Here is an 18,593-nt window from a genome sequence, read left to right as displayed (position 1 = left end):
CTCCTATGCTGACGACGTTAAAAAAAATGATTCTTGAATGATTACTGATGGCAAAAATAAAAGCTAATCCCTGTATTCAACCGTAGCGTTTTACGTGCGCCCTCACTGAGATCTTCTAGTTTAATCACACTGTCAACACTGACGTCTTCTTGCGGTAAAAAGCGATAATGGCCTTTGCTGCCATCGGGTTGGCAACACCAAACCTGCGGATGTTTAACGTCGTCTGTCGTTACCACAACTTTCGCGAAGGTATTATCGGTAAGCTTGACTAGAGTACCGGGCGGATAAATTCCAAGAATTTTAACGAGTGCTTGGATCAACTCGTCGCTATGTTGCTCTGATCGGGTTTTAAACAGATACCCCAAAGCGATTTGCGGTGATGCAATTTCATCCCGCCAAAGAAAACTGTCGTAATCGTTTACCAATGACACGATTTGTGTGGTTTTTGAAATCTCATGGCCCTTCAACCCATTGGGATAGCCGCTGCCGTCTACAAACTCATGATGATGTAACACAATATCCAATACATCATCACCGTAAAGTCCACTGCGCTTTAACATCTCATATCCATAATTGGGATGCATTGCGATAAAATTTTTCTCTGGCACAGTCAGCGGGCCGCGCTTATTTCGAATAGCTTCAGGTACCTTAAATTTGCCGATGTCATGCAACAAAGCCCCCGTTGCAATAGTACGAATTTCAGGCTTCGACATTTGCAGATTCTTAGCAATCATCATCGATAGCGCAGCAACTGATACACCATGTTGCGTTGCTGTCGGATGAGCTTCGCCAGAGGTTACCAATGCCAGCTTAACGTTTTCAGCGCCGTATAACTGTTCCAGCATTGCCTCAACCAGCACCGAGGCTTCTCGTATTGCGCCCTCGGGATCGCTGACCACTTTTCCCAAAACACCTCGGATGCCGTTAATGGAGCCGACAAATTGCGTCTGGCTCTGGCGCATATGTTTACGCGCTTGCTGTTCCTGTTCAGTGAGTTGATTAATTGACTTTTTCTGAACGCGCGGGGCCGGCGCATTCACCGACTTTGCTGATTTAAGTGTGCCAGATAGCAAAATAACATAAGGCACACCCAACTTTTGGATCATCTGGATCTGCGCATCCGAGGTAATCTCGATTTTATTAAACAGAAAAGGATGATCCGTCCATGATAGCGGTAGTTTGACCGTAATACCCTTCTGCAACTGCGATACTGGCAGATGGATTTCCTCGGTTTTAGCCACTTAATTCCCCTATCGCAAACGATTGTGTTGATATCAATCAGGTAAATATTACGAGAATTTTACAACTATAGTTCAACCGATTGAATACGGAAGCTTTTTTCAATAAAAATATGATATCGCTGATGCTTTGGATGAAAATAGTTCAGGAGCAAACCTATCTGTATTGGTAGTTATTCCCCGAGAGGCCAATCAGCCACATACGCTTTTAGATGACGAGAGTGATACAGATAAATGGCTGACCAAAACAGCAATAAACCATCTAATGCCATGGGCCAGTCGAATAAGAAAGTGAGATGACTAAGTCGTATCACTAACAAAACCGCTTCTACTGTCAGCAACACTGCCAGTAGCAGCCGCAAAGACCCAAATAACGGTCTCAACCATAAAGGTTTACGCCGACGTTCAGCGATAACCAGAAAAAACGCGAAAACCGCACCACTACCTGCCGCCAGCGCGATCAAAAAGTCTGACCGATCAGGATAGAATAATTTCACCAGTTCAGAACGGTCACTGGCAATCGTCAGTGACATCACAAAGATTGCCCAGCCCCGCGCCAGAAACAGCAACAATAGGTACAACATCAGCGGGGGACGCACATGTCCATGATCATCAAGCCAGTGAACATCCTCTATTCTGAACATCTCAATTCCGGGTGTTTGGGGTCAGGAACAGATGACATGGCGCTGCCGCTGGGCTTTTTCAAGTCAGTTGCTTAAATATGGGATGTCAATCATTGAGAAGCGCCACCAATTGCTGCTCATCTATAACCCGCACCCCTAACTCGGTAGCTTTGGTTAACTTAGAGCCGGCGGCTTCACCGGCAACCACACAATCGGTATTTTTTGACACGCTGCCCGCCACCTTGGCACCCAGCGCTTCTAACCTGGCTTTAGCATCACTGCGGCTAAATTGGGTGAGCGTCCCCGTGAGGACCCAGGTCTGGCCCTTAAGCGGTTGCGCTTCTTCATCTGGCGTTTCAATCATAGGCCAGTGCACACCAATATCAGCACTAATTAAGGTATCGATTACCTGTTGGTTATGGGGCTGTGCAAAAAAATGTACCACGTGCTGCGCCACCACATTGCCCACATCTTCCACCGCCATTAACTGTTCAACACTTGCCTGTCGCAGTGCGTCTAACGTTTTAAAATGATGGGCAAGATTGGCCGCAGTCGCTTCGCCAACCTCACGGATCCCCAAAGAATACAAAAACTTGGATAGTGTTGTGGTTTTAGCTGCGTTCAATGCCACTTTGAGGTTTTCCGCAGATTTAATGCCCATGCGTTCAAGCGATGCTAGCGTAGAGACACTGAGACGAAACAGATCCGCCGGACTTTCGATCAGTTCTTTATCGATTAACTGCTCAACAATTTTATCGCCAAGCCCATCAATATCCATCGCCTTTCGAGATGCAAAATGCTTGATTGCCTCTTTCCGCTGAGCCTTACAAAACAAACCTCCGGTACAACGCGCAACGGCTTCGCCTTCAATACGTTCAACCAATGAACCACACACTGGGCAATCGTGGGGGAATTGAATAGCTTCAGCATATTCGGGACGTTTTTCCAGCACTACAGCGACCACTTGAGGGATCACATCCCCTGCGCGCCGAATAATAACAGTATCCCCCACTTTCACGCCTAAACGTTCTATTTCATCGGCATTATGCAATGTGGCGTTGGACACCGTGACACCACCGACAAACACCGGCTTTAAGCGCGCCACAGGCGTCACCGCCCCGGTACGTCCCACCTGAAAATCAACACCTTCCAACACTGTCATCTCTTCCTGTGCTGGAAATTTATACGCAATGGCCCAACGAGGTGCCTTAGCAACAAAACCTAATGCTTGCTGGGCGGCAATGCTATTGACCTTAAACACCACACCATCAATATCAAATGCCAGTGTCGGACGCCGTGCCATTATCTGCTGGTAATAGGCCTCTACTTCCGCCAATGAATCCGCCAGTTTAATCTCACTGCTTACCGGCAAGCCCCATTGCTGCAATTGCGCCAATTGACCGCGATGGGTATCTGCCATGGCAAACCCTTCAGGTTCAACCACCCCTAGGGCATAAGCATAAAAAGCCAGCGATCTTGAGGCAGTGATTTTACTATCAAGTTGTCGCAAACTGCCTGCCGCTGCATTTCTTGGGTTCACAAAAACTTTTTCGTTACGTACACGAGCCCGTTCATTGAGTGCATCAAACGCTGCCCGCGGCATAAACACTTCGCCACGAACTTCCAGCAGTGGCGGATAACCACTGCCGCACAACTTCAACGGAATCGATTTAATGGTCCGCACGTTTTCGGTGATATCTTCACCTACCGCACCATCACCGCGCGTCGCTGCACGTTCCAATACGCCATCACGGTAAAGCATACTCACTGCAAGACCATCCAACTTCGGCTCACAGCAATATTGCACATCACCAACCCTATCACTGACTCGTTTGTGAAATGCGGAAAATTCGGCATCATCGAACACGTTATCCAGACTCAACATCGGCTTGAGATGTGTCACCTGCTCAAATTTGGCCAAGGCCGCGCCGCCCACTCGGCGACTGGGCGAATCAGCTCGCAAAAGTTGCGGATTTTCGGCCTCTAAAGACTGCAATCGTCGCATCAAGCGATCATATTCAGCATCGGGAATTGAGGGATTATCATCCACGTAGTAACGGATATTGTGTTCGTTAATCTCGCGGATCAGTTGATCGATTTCTTGTTCAGTAGTGAGTTGCATAAAAAGGTCCGCTGAAAATAAAGGCCGCATCTGCGGCCAGTATCATGAGTATTTATTACGGCGCAATCAACGCCTAAGAATGCCAGCCAACAACGCTTCAGCTGTTAGCTTTAATGCGTTCCAGATATTCTTTCTTAGTAGATAACTGCCACGGATTACGCTCACCATCTAGCAACAATGCGTCCAGGTCATCCGCCAGTTGTGATGCAGAATTCAGCATGATTGAAAAACTCATCACCGGATCTGAGGCACATGGAATTGTCATAAACAACACTATTCCATGGGTGGAAAACTGTTCCATATTATCGGGATCAAATATCCCTGGTTTTACCATGTTAGCTAATGAAAACAAAACCTTACCATGCCCAGCATGATCTTCGTGACGATGAAAAATCTGCATGTCGCCGTATTTAAAATTTAACGCTAACAAACAAGGCAGCAACTCAGCACCACTCAGCGTTTTTCCGGGGCGAGCTACAACATGCAACACCAGAACGTCTTTCGGCTCAAACACCTCTGTATTGGCGGTAGTGGTGGCAGGCTCTGCGATATCTGCGGTCAACTCTTCATCGTATTGTTCTGATGCAACAGTGGGTTCTAAAGCTTCGCTATCTTCAGCAGGTAGCTCCAATTCCATTTGCAGTTCTTGTTCAAGTAGCTCCTCATCACCGAGTAATGGCTCCTGTCGCAGAGATTTACTCCCTTTACGGCTGGGGCGCGCTTCAGTGGCGGATAACTCAAACGCCTCATCCTCGTGGTCAATATCCTCAATGATATCGTCTTCCAGAGGTGCCGTTTTTGGTTGAACGACGTCACGCCGAACACGATTTGATTTCAGTTTTGGTGGCTTATCATCCGGTGACGCTTTACGAATTCTGACTTCACCGATGCCATCTGAATCAAATCCTTCTGGGTCCCGACGCGCAACTTGCTCCCGATAAAACCCGGCCATGGGTTTCTCTTTCAAAGGTTTGGCTTGCTGTTTGCGAATAGACCAGAACCCGTGGACTAAAACGGCGATGATGGCGATTGCTGCCAAGACGGCCAATACCAGTCGAAAATCTTCCATTGGTTACCTGTTATTCCTGTTGTTATCCTGCGTCGGCCATGGCGACTGCTTCTTCTATATTGACCGCGACAATACGCGATACCCCAGGCTCATGCATAGTTACCCCTATCAGCTGATCCGCCATTTCCATGGTAATTTTATTATGGCTGATATAGATAAACTGTACATTCTGTGACATCTCCTGCAACAGTCTGCAGAAGCGGTCAACGTTAGCATCGTCCAGTGGTGCATCTACTTCATCCAACATACAAAATGGTGCCGGATTGAGCCTGAAGATAGCAAACACCAATGATAAAGCGGTCAACGCCTTTTCTCCACCGGAAAGTAGGTGGATTGTGCTGTTCTTTTTACCAGGTGGCCGCGCCATGATGGTGACACCAGTTTCCAGTAAATCATCATCAGTTAACGCCAGATAGGCACTGCCACCACCGAATACTTTGGGAAACAACTCACCCAAGCCACTATTGACCTGATCGAAGGTCGTCTTAAACCGGCTACGCGTTTCACGATCAATGCGGCGTATTGCTTCTTCCAGACTCGCCAGCGCTTGATTTAAATCCTTATCCTGTTCATCAAGATAATTTTTACGCTCTTTTTGCTGTTCGAATTCATCAATCGCAGCCAGGTTGATAGCCCCCAGACGACTGATACGATTACGCACTGTATCCAGTTCGGCTTGCCACTTTTCTGTAGTGGCGTCAGCAGGTAAATTATCGGCAATTTCCGCTAACTGAATTTGCTGCTCCTGCAATTGCACCAGTTGGCTCTCAGCCTGCCCCTTTAACCCTTCGCGACGTAACTTTAGCGTGCTGATAGATTGAGTCAAGTGATCAACATCTGCAAGCTGTTGTTTTTGCTTTAAAGTGATAGCTTCATTTTGTTTTTGCAAGTCGGCTATTCGCGCCCGGGTCTGCTCCAGTATCTGACTCTGCTGTTGTTGCATCGTCAGTAATTGCTGTAACTGTTGTTCCAGCACATCAATAGCATCCCCCTGCGGGGTATGTTGCTGCCGGTCTTCCTGGAGTTCCGTCAGTTGTTGCTGCAATTGCTGTTGCTGAGACTGCAATTGGGTCGCTTGCTGTTGAATTAATGCCAGTCCCGTCTGCTGTTCATTCAACTGACGGTTAATATCACGCAGTTGGCGTTCAATATCGCTTAGCTTACTCTTCACTGCGATACGTTGGCTGGTCAGACTTGCCACCTGCTCGCTGTAGCGTCGTTCGTCCCCTTGCTTCTGATAGAGTTCGTCATCTGCAGCAAATTGACTTTCAATCAAGGCTTCAAGATCGAGTTCGTGGCTGGCAATACGTTCTGCCAGTGCAGATTTATCATCTTGTAATTGCTGGCGTTGCTGCGCAAGTTGTATTTCTCTTTCGCGGGCATTATCCAGCGCCATCTGCGCTTTGGCGTGATGAAGGCGCAGCTGCTGTAATTGCTGTTGCCACTGTTCTTGTTCAGTGGCATTCGCTGTTACCAATGCTTGTGCTTGCTGCAACCCCTCTTGCGCATGCGCTAGCCTCAGTTCAGCTTCGGCAATAGCGACCACCAATTCCGACTGTTCGTTGGTCATGGCCACTAAGGAGTGCTGATCCGCTAGCAAAGGCCAGTTAAAGCCGCGCCCCCACACAGAACCTTCAGCGCAAAGAATAATCTCAGATGCACTTAATGTGGGTTGCAGCGCTTGCGCTTCACTGGTTGTTTCAACCCATTTTATCGGTGCCAACCAAGGGCTGAGATTAACTGGTGCCGACACTGGCCCCCAAGTTCGAAGTTCAGTGCGAATAAAACCAGGTTGAGCGCTATCCTCACCAACAACCTTAGCCAGTATCGGGTGCAACCATTGCTCGACAGTTTGTTCCCACCCGGCTGCAATAGAGATCTCTTGCCATAGCTGTAACCAATCAGCGTTATCGGTTTGAGGTTGCTGCGCTGCCAGCCACTGACTCAACATTTGGTGCCGAGTTTGCAATGCTGATAGCTGTTGTTGTTGCTGTTGCAGGAATTGTTGCGCTTCAACAAACTGCGCCTGTGAGGACGCTTTTTGCTGTTGTAGTGGCTCAGACTGTTGCTGCACTAACTGCAGTTGTTGTTGCGCCGCCGTTAATTGCTGCGCAAGCGCAGATTGTGCGGTGCTATCGCTTACCTGCTCTTGCGAAAGTCTGTCAGTGAGCAGGACTAGTTGTTGACGGTCTTGCTCTAATTGCTGTTTAAAGTGTTGCTCTCGAGTAACGGCCAGTTCCTGTTGATGCCGTAGTTCACTCAACGCTGACGATGCTTGCTGCGATTTAATGGTGATTTGCTGCAATTGCTCTTCCAGCGTTTCCAACTGCCCCGTCAGTTCCCACTGGGCTTCATCCAGTTGTTCCTGAATCGGCTTTAGACTGGCCACGGTTTGAGTAAGTTGCTGCTCTTTTTCACCCACAATCTGCATTGCCTGCTGCAACTGTTGTTGCTGAGCCAGTAGTCGTTGCAACTCTTTCGCCAGATGCTGATCTCGTTCGCGCAGAAATTTAATCTGTTGCTCAGCTTTGGCAATATCAGTATTGGACTGGTAATAATCGGCAACCTGCCGCTGTTCTATATCTTCCTGATCATCCTGTTGTAACTTTAATTCTGTCAGTTGCAATGTCAGATGTTCAGCTGCCGTTTGCAGTCGCAACTGCTCTGTTTCCAAGCGCTTGATTTCATCATTTTCGACTTCAGCCAGTTGATGCAATTCCAAATAACGCATCACCAGCAATTGTGCATGCAGAGAGCGCTCCTGTTGCTTATATTCGCGATAACGCTTTGCTGCCTGAGCCTGGATGGTGAGTTTTTCCAGTTGCTTACCCAGTTCGCTGCGAATGTCACCAAGACGGTCTAAATTTTCACGGGTATGGCGAATGCGGTTTTCGGTATCGCGCCGACGCTCTTTATAACGGGAGATCCCAGCGGCCTCTTCGATAAACACCCGAAGCTCTTGCGGTTTACATTCGATCAGTCGGGAAATCGTTCCCTGGCCAATAATTGCATAACTTCGCGGACCAAGACCGGTTCCCATAAAGATATCGGTAATGTCTTTACGACGACATTTTTGTCCATTGAGATAATACAAATTCTCGCCGTCTCGGGAGACCTGGCGCCGCACCGCCAATTCATCATAACTGGCGTAAGCGCCACCGATACGCCCTTCCGTGTTATCGAACACCAGTTCCACGCTGGCGACCGATACCGGCTTACGAGCATTTGAACCATTGAAGATCACATCAGCCCAGGAATCACCGCGCAGATTTTTGGCGGAGCTCTCCCCCAGCACCCATCGTACCGCATCAATCACGTTGGATTTACCACAACCATTGGGGCCAATGACTGCCGTCAGCGGATTGAGAAAAGGGATTTTGGTGGCATCGACAAACGATTTAAAGCCCGCAAGTTTTATCTGTTTGAGTCTCATCTATTTCCGATGCCAATCACTTGAAAAATAACGAAGATAATTAAAGGCGATAACGACAGTATGCCCTTATGAAAAGTAAACTCACTTTAACAAAGCAACATGCATTTTGTAACGCTTTTTATGTACTTATCGATGATTTTCGCTTGTTTTCGTGCGCATGGTTACTCAAAATCAGGCCTATGACGAGATGCTTTAGGGAGTTTGTTTATGCCATCTAGCCTCAACCTCAAAAAAAGTGGGATCAGCTACTTTTGGGATGGACTTAGTCTGATCAAACGTCCAGGATTACGGCGCTTTGTGTTAATCCCATTATTGGTAAATTTGATTCTTTTTGGCTTTGCCATCTATTTTGCAGTTCAGCAACTTGATGTCGTCTTTGGCTGGATCCAAAGTCACCTGCCGGATTATCTCAGTTGGCTCAATGTGATCCTTTGGCCTTTGGCAATTGTGACGTTATTGATACTGCTGTCGTTTATATTCAGTTCAGTGATGAATTGGATCTCTGCGCCATTTAACGGCTTGTTAGCGGAGAAAACCGAGCAACTATTGACGGGTAAACCGTTATATACAGGTGGCACTTTAGATTTAGTTAAGGATTTACCTCGTATATTTGGCCGCGAATGGCAGAAGCTTAAATATTACCTGCCGCGCGCTATTATTGTGCTGCTGCTATTTTTTGTTCCGGTTGCCGGACAGACGGTATTTCCGGTGCTCTGGTTTTTCTTCAGTGCCTGGATGATGGCAATCCAGTACTGCGATTACCCGTTTGATAATCATAAAGTCCCGTTTAACGACATGAAGTTTGCCCTCAAGCAAACCAAAGGGGCCAGTGTCAGTTTTGGCGTAGCGGTGACATTATTCTCAATGGTCCCCGTACTGAACTTCATCGTTATGCCTGTGGCCATTTGTGGCGCAACAGCTATGTGGGTTGACCGTTATCGAGCCACATACCGCAACGCCAAAGTCGCGCCAGAATAGTGTATAGGGTGTATTCGAAATGCTCACTCCGGTGAGCATTTTTTTTATGCAGTATCCTATACTCAAGCAGAATGTCAGCCTCGTACCTGTGAGTTTCAAGCATAGTGACTTCTTTATCTCACTAATATCATGAAATCATGTAATAACTAAATTGAATAAAGAAGAACAAAGTTTCACTTCTCTTTGATATAAAGGGACTTATGCTTGTGAGGTGCAAATTAAGGAGCTAATAAAGCTATGAGCAAAATCTTCCAAGACAACTCTTATACCATTGGTAATACTCCGCTGGTACGCCTCAATCGAATCGGCAATGGCAACATTCTTGCCAAGGTGGAGTCCCGCAATCCGAGTTTCAGCGTTAAATGCCGTATCGGCGCCAATATGATTTGGGATGCTGAGAAGAGAGGTTTGCTCACCAAAGACAAAGAACTGATTGAACCGACTTCCGGTAATACCGGTATCGCCCTCGCCTATGTAGCGGCAGCCCGTGGTTATAAGCTGACGCTGACCATGCCTAACACCATGAGTCTCGAACGCCGCAAACTGCTGAAAGCACTTGGGGCTAACCTGGTGCTGACTGAAGGCGCTAAGGGCATGAAGGGCGCAATTGAAAAAGCCGAGGAAATCCGTTTAACCGATCCGGATAAGTACATTATTCTGCAACAGTTTTCTAATCCTGCTAACCCAGAAATCCACGAAAAGACTACTGGCCCAGAAATCTGGAACGACACTGACGGTAAAGTTGATGTCGTCATTGCTGGCGTCGGTACTGGTGGCACTATCACTGGGATCAGTCGTTATATTAAAAAGACTCAAGGCAAAGCGATCACCGCTGTTGCCGTAGAACCTGCAGAATCACCGGTAATTACTCAGACCCTGGCTGGCGAACCGGTGCAACCAGGTCCACATAAAATCCAAGGTATTGGTGCAGGCTTTATCCCAGGCAACTTGGATTTAGAGTTGATTGACCGTGTTGAAACTGTTGCCTCTGATGACGCAATCGCCATGGCGCATCGCCTGATGAAAGAGGAAGGGATTCTGGTGGGGATCTCTTCAGGTGCTGCAGTGGTGGCTGCCGCACGTCTGGCAGCGCTACCAGAATTCAAAGACAAAACCATTGTCGCCATTCTGCCGTCTGCCGCCGAACGTTATCTGTCATCTCCGCTGTTTGTTGGCCAGTTTGGTGATATGGAAAATCAGCAGTAATTGATAGCTTCAAAAAAACCCGCTTTATGCGGGTTTTTTTATTGATAACGCTGAGTTTGATTACTCTGGTTTACGCGCCAGCAAGGTTGCAAACCGTAACTTGATGAAATTCCCCTGCTCATCGCGTTTATGCAGTTCACCGACATTTTCATTATATTTGACGATGTCCCAGCCTTCATAATAATCGAGCAATTCATTGGTTTTAAAAGTGAAGGGAAAACCCACAGAACAGGGAAAGTCTTCTGTATCCATGGCTGACACAATCAAATTAACACCACCAGGCAGAGTATGTTGTTGCATCTGCGCGATCAGCCCTGGCACGGTCTGCGGATTGAGAAACATAAAGACCACAGTAGACAGAATGAAATCGAAATCACCTTCAATCTGCAATTCAGCCAGATCCTGCTGACTTGCCTGAATGCCTTCCAGTGCTTCTTGTGCAATCAACTGCTGCAAATAAGCGATGCTTTCGCCGTTTTTGTCATAGCTGGTAACATCATAGCCTTTAAGATTGAGATATAAACTATTCCGGCCGTGCCCACAACCCAGATCCAGCGCCTTGTCACCTTGCAAATACGGTATTGCGGCGACCACTTCTGAATGCGTTTTGCTGAGATCGTATTGCTTTTTAATATAGTAATCTTCTGCACTGCAGAAGAAATTTAATTGGCATTCAATGTCATCAGTCACGGAGTGAATGCGGTGCCACTGCTGTGGTGCGATTAATGCTGGCTGATGTTTAACATCAAACTCAGCACTATCACTAACCTCGCCAGTGTCGGTCAGTAACTCGAGGCATAACTGACCTTTTTTGATCTCTAGTTGCGCCCAGGTCCCTTCAGTTGTGTTGTGTTTCTGCATCACATCTTCTGGCAAAGAATCCTTGTGCCATAGCGGTAGGCTCTTATAGCAAATCAACTGTTCCATAGGTCTCTCTTATTCAACATGGTTACGCATCAATAACACCGATAAAAACACAAAGCCAGTCGCGAGGACTGGCTTGTGATATCTAACAGCAGATTAGGCAGCAGGTTGTGCCTGCGCTATTTTAGCATCCTGTTGACGGGTGGCTTCGCCTTCCAACACTTTGCTATCAATGGCACCAATTTCAATTTTGCGCGGTTTCATTGCTTCAGGGATCTCTCTGACCAATTCAATATTCAGCAAGCCATTTTCCAGATGAGCACCTTCTACAGTGACAAAATCGGCCAACTGGAACGTACGTTCAAAGCCCCGTTCAGCAATACCTTGGTACAAATACTGACGTTCTGGTTGTTCAGTATTCTTAGTGCCTTTTACCACCAGTTTTTCACCTTCACTGGTAATCTCCAACTCTTCCATCGCGAACCCGGCTACAGCCATAGTAATGCGATAATGGTTTTCGCCCTTCAGCTCAATGTTATAAGGGGGATAACCGGCATTGCCATTATTATTGGCAGCCAGCTCAGCTAAACGGGCAAGGCGATCAAAACCAATTGCACTGCGATAAAGAGGGGTCAAATCATAGTTACGCATAGTCATATCCTCGTAAGCAATATGTAAATTAACGGGCCGAATACATCGCGCCCTGGATAAGTGACCGCCCGATGGCGCGGTCATTGTCTAAGATGAACTTTCATCATCGACACAGACTAAATAAGGTCTGGTAACTGCTTTTCAAGTGAAAGCCGATTAATTGACTATCTTTTAACCAATGGCAATCCAAGGAATATTGGACTGCAAGTGAAGTCCTTTCTATTTATTAGTATGAAAGAGGTAGTTTTTGCGACTTTATATCTGAGTTACTGCTTAATACACTGTAACTGATTTAATTTGAATGAAGGCTACATCATGGGGTTGCTGCAACAAGGGCGCTGGGTTGATCAATGGTATGATACTGATAACACTGGTGGAGAATTTTTACGCGAAGATGCGCGCTTCCGGCATTGGGTCACTACTGATGGCGGTGCTGGACCTAGTGGTCATAGTGGGTTCAAAGCTGAAGCCAATCGCTACCATCTGTTTGTGTCACTCGCGTGTCCATGGGCCCACCGCACATTGATTTTTAGAGCGTTAAAAGATCTGCAAGCCATTATCCCGGTGACTGTCGTCGAGCCTCACATGCTTGAAAATGGTTGGGAATTTGCCGGCGCCCATCAAAGCCAGAGTGCACACCATATCGCAGGCGCCGAAGCCGACCCACTATTTGGCAGTGATTATCTGTACCAGTTATATCTTAGAGCCGCCCCTGACTATTCTGGACGCGTAACGGTGCCCGTTTTGTGGGATACGAAAACCAATACCATCGTCAGTAACGAATCGGCGGATATTATCCGGATGTTTAACAGCGCTTTCAATGGACTGACCGGGAACACACTGGATTTCTATCCAAAGGCTCTGCGCACAGAAATAGATTCTCTCAATAGCCGCATTTATCGCGATATCAACAACGGAGTCTACCGGGCTGGCTTTGCGACCAGTCAACAAGCTTATGAACAAGCATTTGATCAGCTGTTTAGTACTCTTGATTGGTTGGAGCAACGCTTAGCTCAACACCGTTATTTGACTGGCAATCAGCTTACGGAGGCTGATTGGCGTCTGTTCACAACCTTGATCCGCTTTGATGCTGTGTATTTTGGTCATTTCAAAACCAACCGTCAGCGATTACAGGACTATCCGCAGCTATCTGCTTATGTGCGCGATCTGTATCAGTACCCCGGAATTGCTGAAACGGTGAATTTTGAACACATCAAACAGCATTACTACTATAGCCACGGCGAAATAAATCCCACGCGCATCGTTCCTAAAGGACCTTTGCAGGACTTTTCACTACCGCATCAACGGCATCGGTTAGAAAGCTGAACTCACTCGACTTCTATCCCATAAAAATCGGCAATTTGTTGCAGTTGTTCGTTATCGTCTAACGTCAACTGCCAACGAACTGCCCCCGCATCAGCCAATAACAATCTGGCATCTGACAACAGTCGGATATCATCAGGCAACACGGTCATAACCACTTTGGATGCTTGCAAACGCACCTGCAGTTCATGCTGTCCCAATAATATCCGACCAGTAGAAAAATTAAGATTCATCGAGATATTTCCTTACGTTTTAGTTTTAACCAGCCACAAAAACTCAGGCAAGATCATAACAACCCCCAGATGGCTAACTTGACTGGCCGCAGTATAATCTCGGGCGCATTAATTTGGCATGCGCGCCTCAGGCCGTCATGTATTTTCTTTATTTAAGGATGTTTGATTTGTCATTATTCTCTTTAAAACGCTCACGCGCAGTGTGGCTGACATTGTCACTTCTCTTGCTGTCGCCGCTGGCTAACGCAGTAGTGACTGATGAATTCAGTTATGCGAATACCCAGGATGTGCAAACCCGCCACATCGACTTGCAACTCACGCTGGATTTCACTCAAAAGCAGATCCGCGGCACGACGACATTAGATCTCAAATGGTTGCATCCCAAAGCCCCATTAATTCTTGATACACGTGACCTGACGATCACCAAAGTTGAGGGGCTCACTAGCAATGGTGACTGGCAGCCGCTTAAGTTCACACTGGCAGCGAAAGACCCGGTACTAGGACAAAAACTCACCATAGATACGGAAGCATTGCAGCCACAACAAGTACGCATCGCCCATTTAAGCTCACCCGATGCCAGTGGGTTGCAATGGCTGACGGCGGCGCAAACACTTGGCAAAAAGCAACCGTTTCTGTTCAGTCAAAACGAAGCTATTCACGCACGCAGCTGGATGCCATTGCAGGATACACCGTCTATCCGCGCTAGCTACGCCGCGACCATTACCGCCCCCAAAGGGTTGACCGTATTAATGAGCGCTGACCGGCATCCGGTCAGTGATACCGTTACCCGCTTTGTAATGCCACAGGCGATCCCGTCATACTTAATCGCTATCGCCGCAGGTAACCTCAAATTTGCAGCTTTCGATGCACGTTCCGGTGTCTGGGCGGAGCCAGAGCAGTTAAAGCAGGCGCAATATGAATTCGCAGATACGCCTAAAATGATCGACACCGTCGAACAGCGTTATGGTCATTATCGCTGGGGACGCTATGACTTATTGATCCTTCCGCCTAGCTTTCCCTTCGGCGGTATGGAAAACCCTAAACTGTCGTTTATCACGCCGACATTAATTGCCGGGGACCGCAGTCTGGTTAGCGTAATTGCGCACGAACTGGCACATTCATGGTCTGGAAATCTGGTTACAAACGCCTGCTGGCGCGATATCTGGTTAAATGAAGGCTTTACCAGCTATGTAGAAAACCGCGTGGTGGAAGATCTGTACGGCGTTGAACGCGCTAAAATGGAACGCACCATTTCCTATGGGGAATTGTTGAAAGAGATAAAAGATCTGCCGGTGGCACTCACCTCTTTACATCCTGATCTTAAAGGGCTGGATCCAGACACTTCCTTTAGCGATATTCCTTATACCAAGGGTCAGCTATTTCTGGTCTATCTGGAACAAAAATTTGGTCGTAAACATTTCGATGCTTTCGTGAAACAGTATTTTGCGCATTTTGCCTTCCAAAGCATTGATACTGAGACCTTTGAGAACTACCTGGAGCAACATCTCCTGTCGGTTTATCCGGGTACAGTTGCCAAAGAGGAGATCGATACTTGGTTGTACGGTGAAGGCATGCCAGCCTCAACGCCGATCCCTACCTCTGATTCATTCAAACCTGTTGAAGCGGCCAGAACCGCTTGGCTCGCCGGCAGCAAAAAACTTAATCAGTTATCAACCAAAGATTGGAATGCCCAGCAATGGTTACATTTTCTGAATCAAATGCCGGCTAAAGCCAGCGCAAATGCGTTAAGCTTGGCCCAATTACAACAGTTGGATCAGCAGTTTGATTTTAGCCATACCGGCAATGATGAAATCGCTTTCTCCTGGTTCTCATTGGCACTGGATTACGGTGACTATGCGGTCAAACCAGCATTAGGCGAATACCTTAACCGAATTGGCCGTTTGCGCCTGGTAAAACCCTTGTATGAAAAACTGGCGGCTTCACCAGAAAAAGCATGGGGAAAACAGATTTTTGAACAAGCGAAAGCGGCTTATCACCCTTTGACCATCAGCGTTATCGCACCACTGTTTAAATAAAGATTGGATAACAAGCTAAAATAGCCCGTGCTAAAGCCGGGCTATTTTATCAAAACGGCTTAATGGTGATGGCCGCCATCACCATGAGCGTGACCATGAGCGACTTCTTCCGCAGTAGCATCGCGAACATCTTTAACTTCGAGATCAAAAGTCAACTCACGTCCGGCCAGCGGATGATTGGTATCTACAGTCACCATAAATTTGCCAACTTTCAGTACGGTGACCTGCCGTTGTCCCTGTTCTGTGTTGACCACCGCGATCATCCCAGGCTTCCATACTTTAGCGCCCATCAGATGTTTAACAGAAACTCGCTGCTCTGCATTGGCAATACGCTCGCCATAAGTTTCAATCGCTGGCAAAGTCACGGTAAATTTATCGCCAGTATCTTTGCCTTCTAGGGCTTTCTCTACGCCGGGCATCATATTGTTATGCCCGTGTAAATAGGCGATAGCATCCTGCCCTTCGTTGCTTTCAATCACCGCGCCCTGCTCATCTTTCAGCGTATAGTTCAGCTGAACGACTTTATCCTTGGAAATACTCATACAAAATCCTCAGTATCGAGAATGTTAAAAATTCGCGGCAGCTTATCAGATAGCGGCCGGTGCCACCACTATTTCGCCAGTTAGTGACCTGCGCCAGGTACGATCGCTAAGTGTTCTATTGTAGCCAGCACCTCGAGATTTTTTAATGCTAACTGACACACTCCAGAGCTAATTTGATGTTTGGACGAACAATCGACACTCCAGCCACGCAGCAGATAACCGGCCAGCGCGGCATTAGTGCTCAAGTGCAATTCGCCATCCTGCATCCGGTAGTCCAGCATAATTGCTTCGGGATGCGTTAGCCCAGGATGTGGGATGAGTATCAACTCAATGTTAGTGGCCCAGGCGCTGTCGGCAGCAGGTTGTTCTGCCGGTTTGGCAACATCTTCATACGTGGTTACAGTCTTAATCCGCGTCACGACAAAATCGGTAAACTGCTGTGATTGACGATCAAATGCCCGCACGTGCCAGCGCTGACCATTGTTAACCAGAGCATGCGGTACAATCTGACGGTGACTTTCTCCAGAGGACGTCGACACATAATCCACCGTCAGTACTTCTCCTTGTTGAATTGCTCGCATCAACGCGGCAATAACCTCGGTGTCCGGATGGATCAACTTTGCCGCATCGACACACACCTGACTGGGAATCAATGGCTGCGATAATCCATCACCAAATCCGCGGGCCAAGCCACCTAAGACGACCTCAGCATCGTGATGAAATAAAGCGTTAAACGTGGGCAATCGTTGATAGTGGCGTGATGGATGCACCAGCTTCATATTACTCGGTGCTAACTCCCGATAAAGCGCAAAGTCACGTGTCGCCGCTGCCAGTCCGGTGGCAAATTTACCGATCAGATCCTGGCGGCTTATTTGTCCGAAATACTGGAGACAAAAATCAATAAAGGCCAGTCGTTGGCGCTGACCATGACTCAGTTCTTGCAAGGGTTCCATGATGCATTCTCGTTCTAGTTCAACCAGCAATCATCAAGGTACCCAAATGCTCAATTATTGGCAATCATTTTGATTAGCAACACTATAACCCGAGTGCTTTGAAGGTATTCTGATCAGGAAAACCGTCGGCAATCAGCCCTCTGCTTTTTTGAAACGCCTGTAAACTGCTACGGGAGTTACTGCCCAGAATACCGTCCGGCTTACCGGTATCGAAACCCAATTCGTTGAGCTTTTGCTGCAACGCCTTGATCTGTATATGGCTAAGTCGTGGTTGTTGAGGTGGTGCTTTTACTAATTTGCCGGCACCGACAATACGATCCGCCAAGTGGCCAACACTAATGGCATAGAAATCCGAACGATTCCAACGTTTGATAACATCAAAATTCGCATAGCCAAGAAACGCAGGGCCTTGATGACCTGCCGGTAGGTAGAGTCGAGCTTGCATATCAGCCTGCGGCAGTTGCCCACCTTCAGCCAGGGTTATCCCCGATTGTTGCCACTCTGTCAGAGACTTTTGTTGTCCGAGCAAACTGTAGTCAAATTTCGCAGGAAGTTTAACTTCACGCCCCCAACGTTCATTGCGTTGCCAACCGAGATGCTGCAAGAAGTTGGCGGCTGAAGCCAACGCGTCTTCAGTGCTATTCCATAAGTCAGCTTTGCCATCGCCGTCGGCATCCACGGCATAACTGGCATAAGCACTTGGCATAAATTGGGTATGGCCCATCGCCCCGGCCCAAGAGCCCTGCATTTCTGACGCTGGGAAACCATAACGCTGACTCAATTTAATCGCGGTCATCAATTCCGTAGTGAAAAACTCACTACGTCGATGATCACAGGCCAAAGTTGCCAGCGAGTCTAACACCGGCATTTTACCTTTATAGCCACCAAAATTAGTTTCCATGCCCCAAAACGCCAATAGATACTGCGGCGGAACACCATATTTTTCCATCAACTTGTTTAAAAACACTCGATTTTCAGCTAACAGTTCGTGACCCTTGTTAACACGCCAATCCGTCACACGCTGATTGAAATAACCGGCAAAGGTCTGGGTAAATTCCGGTTGTTGCCGATCGAGCTCTATCACGCGCCTGACAAACTGCAAATTCTGTAAGTGAGTCTTGATGGTGTCATCGGATACGCCTTCGCTACGGGCTTTTGCAGAAAAAGAGGCAATACACTGGGGAAAATCGGCTTCGACGCGAGCCGCGGCAGCATCAATATCGGCAGCAGTGGGTGCAGCACATGCCTGAACAGCCCACACTAACGCAAACCAGGAAAGAATTTTGACCACAAACAGACTCCTTGTACTGTTGTTGGGTGCT

15 protein-coding genes are annotated in these 18,593 nt (G+C 47.5%); 4 read left to right on the top strand and 11 right to left on the bottom strand.

Features of this window, described 5'->3' with window-relative positions:
- Positions 1 to 41 precede the first annotated feature (41 nt).
- From KDN34_RS07715 to KDN34_RS07695, 5 genes are all read right to left on the bottom strand, one after another.
- A complete protein-coding gene (locus tag KDN34_RS07715; protein ID WP_212596296.1) occupies positions 42 to 1,241 on the bottom strand; it encodes an HD-GYP domain-containing protein in 1,200 nt (399 codons plus the stop codon).
- Positions 1,242 to 1,411: 170 nt separating this feature from the next.
- Positions 1,412 to 1,882: a DUF2919 domain-containing protein gene (locus tag KDN34_RS07710; protein ID WP_212596295.1), complete on the bottom strand. Its 471-nt coding sequence runs from the start codon at positions 1,880 to 1,882 to the stop codon at positions 1,412 to 1,414.
- An 85-nt stretch (positions 1,883 to 1,967) separates the two neighbouring features.
- Positions 1,968 to 3,983 (bottom strand): NAD-dependent DNA ligase LigA, encoded by a 2,016-nt coding sequence (ligA, locus tag KDN34_RS07705; RefSeq protein ID WP_228730454.1) that lies wholly within the window; start codon positions 3,981 to 3,983, stop codon positions 1,968 to 1,970.
- A gap of 97 nt (positions 3,984 to 4,080) precedes the next feature.
- Positions 4,081 to 5,052, bottom strand: coding sequence for a cell division protein ZipA (gene zipA / locus KDN34_RS07700; RefSeq protein ID WP_212596293.1), 972 nt, complete (start codon positions 5,050 to 5,052; stop codon positions 4,081 to 4,083).
- A 22-nt stretch (positions 5,053 to 5,074) separates the two neighbouring features.
- On the bottom strand, positions 5,075 to 8,485 hold the full coding sequence (locus KDN34_RS07695; protein ID WP_212596292.1) for a chromosome segregation protein SMC: 3,411 nt from the start codon (positions 8,483 to 8,485) through the stop codon (positions 5,075 to 5,077).
- Positions 8,486 to 8,692: 207 nt separating this feature from the next.
- Here KDN34_RS07695 and cysZ point away from each other — a divergent pair, with 207 nt between their 5' ends.
- Both cysZ and cysK read left to right on the top strand, forming a co-directional pair.
- Complete coding sequence (gene cysZ, locus KDN34_RS07690) at positions 8,693 to 9,463, top strand: sulfate transporter CysZ (RefSeq protein ID WP_212596291.1); 771 nt, start codon at positions 8,693 to 8,695, stop codon at positions 9,461 to 9,463.
- Positions 9,464 to 9,700: 237 nt separating this feature from the next.
- Positions 9,701 to 10,669, top strand: a complete 969-nt coding sequence (cysK, locus tag KDN34_RS07685; RefSeq protein ID WP_212596290.1) for a cysteine synthase A — start codon at positions 9,701 to 9,703, stop codon at positions 10,667 to 10,669.
- 60 nt (positions 10,670 to 10,729) lie between these two features.
- Here cysK and tehB read toward each other — a convergent pair whose 3' ends face one another.
- Both tehB and KDN34_RS07675 read right to left on the bottom strand, forming a co-directional pair.
- Positions 10,730 to 11,596, bottom strand: a complete 867-nt coding sequence (tehB, locus tag KDN34_RS07680) for an SAM-dependent methyltransferase TehB (protein ID WP_212596289.1) — start codon at positions 11,594 to 11,596, stop codon at positions 10,730 to 10,732.
- Between the two features lie 93 nt (positions 11,597 to 11,689).
- Positions 11,690 to 12,184: an Hsp20 family protein gene (locus KDN34_RS07675; RefSeq protein WP_212596288.1), complete on the bottom strand. Its 495-nt coding sequence runs from the start codon at positions 12,182 to 12,184 to the stop codon at positions 11,690 to 11,692.
- Between the two features lie 315 nt (positions 12,185 to 12,499).
- Here KDN34_RS07675 and KDN34_RS07670 point away from each other — a divergent pair, with 315 nt between their 5' ends.
- Positions 12,500 to 13,510: a glutathione S-transferase family protein gene (locus tag KDN34_RS07670; RefSeq protein WP_212596573.1), complete on the top strand. Its 1,011-nt coding sequence runs from the start codon at positions 12,500 to 12,502 to the stop codon at positions 13,508 to 13,510.
- Between the two features lie 2 nt (positions 13,511 to 13,512).
- On the opposite strand, the gene KDN34_RS07665 is transcribed toward KDN34_RS07670, so the two are convergent.
- Complete coding sequence (locus KDN34_RS07665) at positions 13,513 to 13,740, bottom strand: DUF3389 family protein (protein ID WP_212596287.1); 228 nt, start codon at positions 13,738 to 13,740, stop codon at positions 13,513 to 13,515.
- A gap of 167 nt (positions 13,741 to 13,907) precedes the next feature.
- Here KDN34_RS07665 and KDN34_RS07660 point away from each other — a divergent pair, with 167 nt between their 5' ends.
- Positions 13,908 to 15,776, top strand: coding sequence for a M1 family metallopeptidase (locus KDN34_RS07660; protein ID WP_228730453.1), 1,869 nt, complete (start codon positions 13,908 to 13,910; stop codon positions 15,774 to 15,776).
- A gap of 59 nt (positions 15,777 to 15,835) precedes the next feature.
- On the opposite strand, the gene KDN34_RS07655 is transcribed toward KDN34_RS07660, so the two are convergent.
- The 3 genes from KDN34_RS07655 to KDN34_RS07645 all read right to left on the bottom strand — a co-directional run bounded on the left by KDN34_RS07655 (position 15,836) and on the right by KDN34_RS07645 (position 18,553).
- Complete coding sequence (locus tag KDN34_RS07655) at positions 15,836 to 16,318, bottom strand: FKBP-type peptidyl-prolyl cis-trans isomerase (RefSeq protein WP_212596285.1); 483 nt, start codon at positions 16,316 to 16,318, stop codon at positions 15,836 to 15,838.
- A gap of 80 nt (positions 16,319 to 16,398) precedes the next feature.
- The gene (locus tag KDN34_RS07650) at positions 16,399 to 17,271 is read right to left on the bottom strand and encodes a WYL domain-containing protein (RefSeq protein ID WP_212596284.1); all 873 of its coding nucleotides are present in this window, start codon (positions 17,269 to 17,271) and stop codon (positions 16,399 to 16,401) included.
- 82 nt (positions 17,272 to 17,353) lie between these two features.
- On the bottom strand, positions 17,354 to 18,553 hold the full coding sequence (locus tag KDN34_RS07645; protein ID WP_407695797.1) for a lytic murein transglycosylase: 1,200 nt from the start codon (positions 18,551 to 18,553) through the stop codon (positions 17,354 to 17,356).
- Positions 18,554 to 18,593: the final 40 nt, after the last annotated feature.

The sequence above is a fragment of the Shewanella yunxiaonensis genome (assembly GCF_018223345.1).
Taxonomy (GTDB): domain Bacteria; phylum Pseudomonadota; class Gammaproteobacteria; order Enterobacterales; family Shewanellaceae; genus Shewanella; species Shewanella yunxiaonensis.
Note: the sequence above shows the minus strand (reverse complement) of the source record. Positions and strands in the feature narration are given on the sequence as shown.

Bases quoted from the DNA above. Each gene is read 5' to 3' on its own strand.
- KDN34_RS07710 (WP_212596295.1), bottom strand. From the start codon at position 1,882: ATGTTCAGAATAGAGGATGTTCACTGGCTTGATGATCATGGACATGTG.
- KDN34_RS07655 (WP_212596285.1), bottom strand. From the start codon at position 16,318: ATGAGTATTTCCAAGGATAAAGTCGTTCAGCTGAACTATACGCTGAAA.
- tehB (WP_212596289.1), bottom strand. From the start codon at position 11,596: ATGGAACAGTTGATTTGCTATAAGAGCCTACCGCTATGGCACAAGGAT.
- KDN34_RS07675 (WP_212596288.1), bottom strand. From the start codon at position 12,184: ATGCGTAACTATGATTTGACCCCTCTTTATCGCAGTGCAATTGGTTTT.
- zipA (WP_212596293.1), bottom strand. From the start codon at position 5,052: ATGGAAGATTTTCGACTGGTATTGGCCGTCTTGGCAGCAATCGCCATC.
- ligA (WP_228730454.1), bottom strand. From the start codon at position 3,983: ATGCAACTCACTACTGAACAAGAAATCGATCAACTGATCCGCGAGATT.
- KDN34_RS07650 (WP_212596284.1), bottom strand. From the start codon at position 17,271: ATGGAACCCTTGCAAGAACTGAGTCATGGTCAGCGCCAACGACTGGCC.
- cysK (WP_212596290.1), top strand. From the start codon at position 9,701: ATGAGCAAAATCTTCCAAGACAACTCTTATACCATTGGTAATACTCCG.
- KDN34_RS07670 (WP_212596573.1), top strand. From the start codon at position 12,500: ATGGGGTTGCTGCAACAAGGGCGCTGGGTTGATCAATGGTATGATACT.
- cysZ (WP_212596291.1), top strand. From the start codon at position 8,693: ATGCCATCTAGCCTCAACCTCAAAAAAAGTGGGATCAGCTACTTTTGG.
- KDN34_RS07695 (WP_212596292.1), bottom strand. From the start codon at position 8,485: ATGAGACTCAAACAGATAAAACTTGCGGGCTTTAAATCGTTTGTCGAT.
- KDN34_RS07665 (WP_212596287.1), bottom strand. From the start codon at position 13,740: ATGAATCTTAATTTTTCTACTGGTCGGATATTATTGGGACAGCATGAA.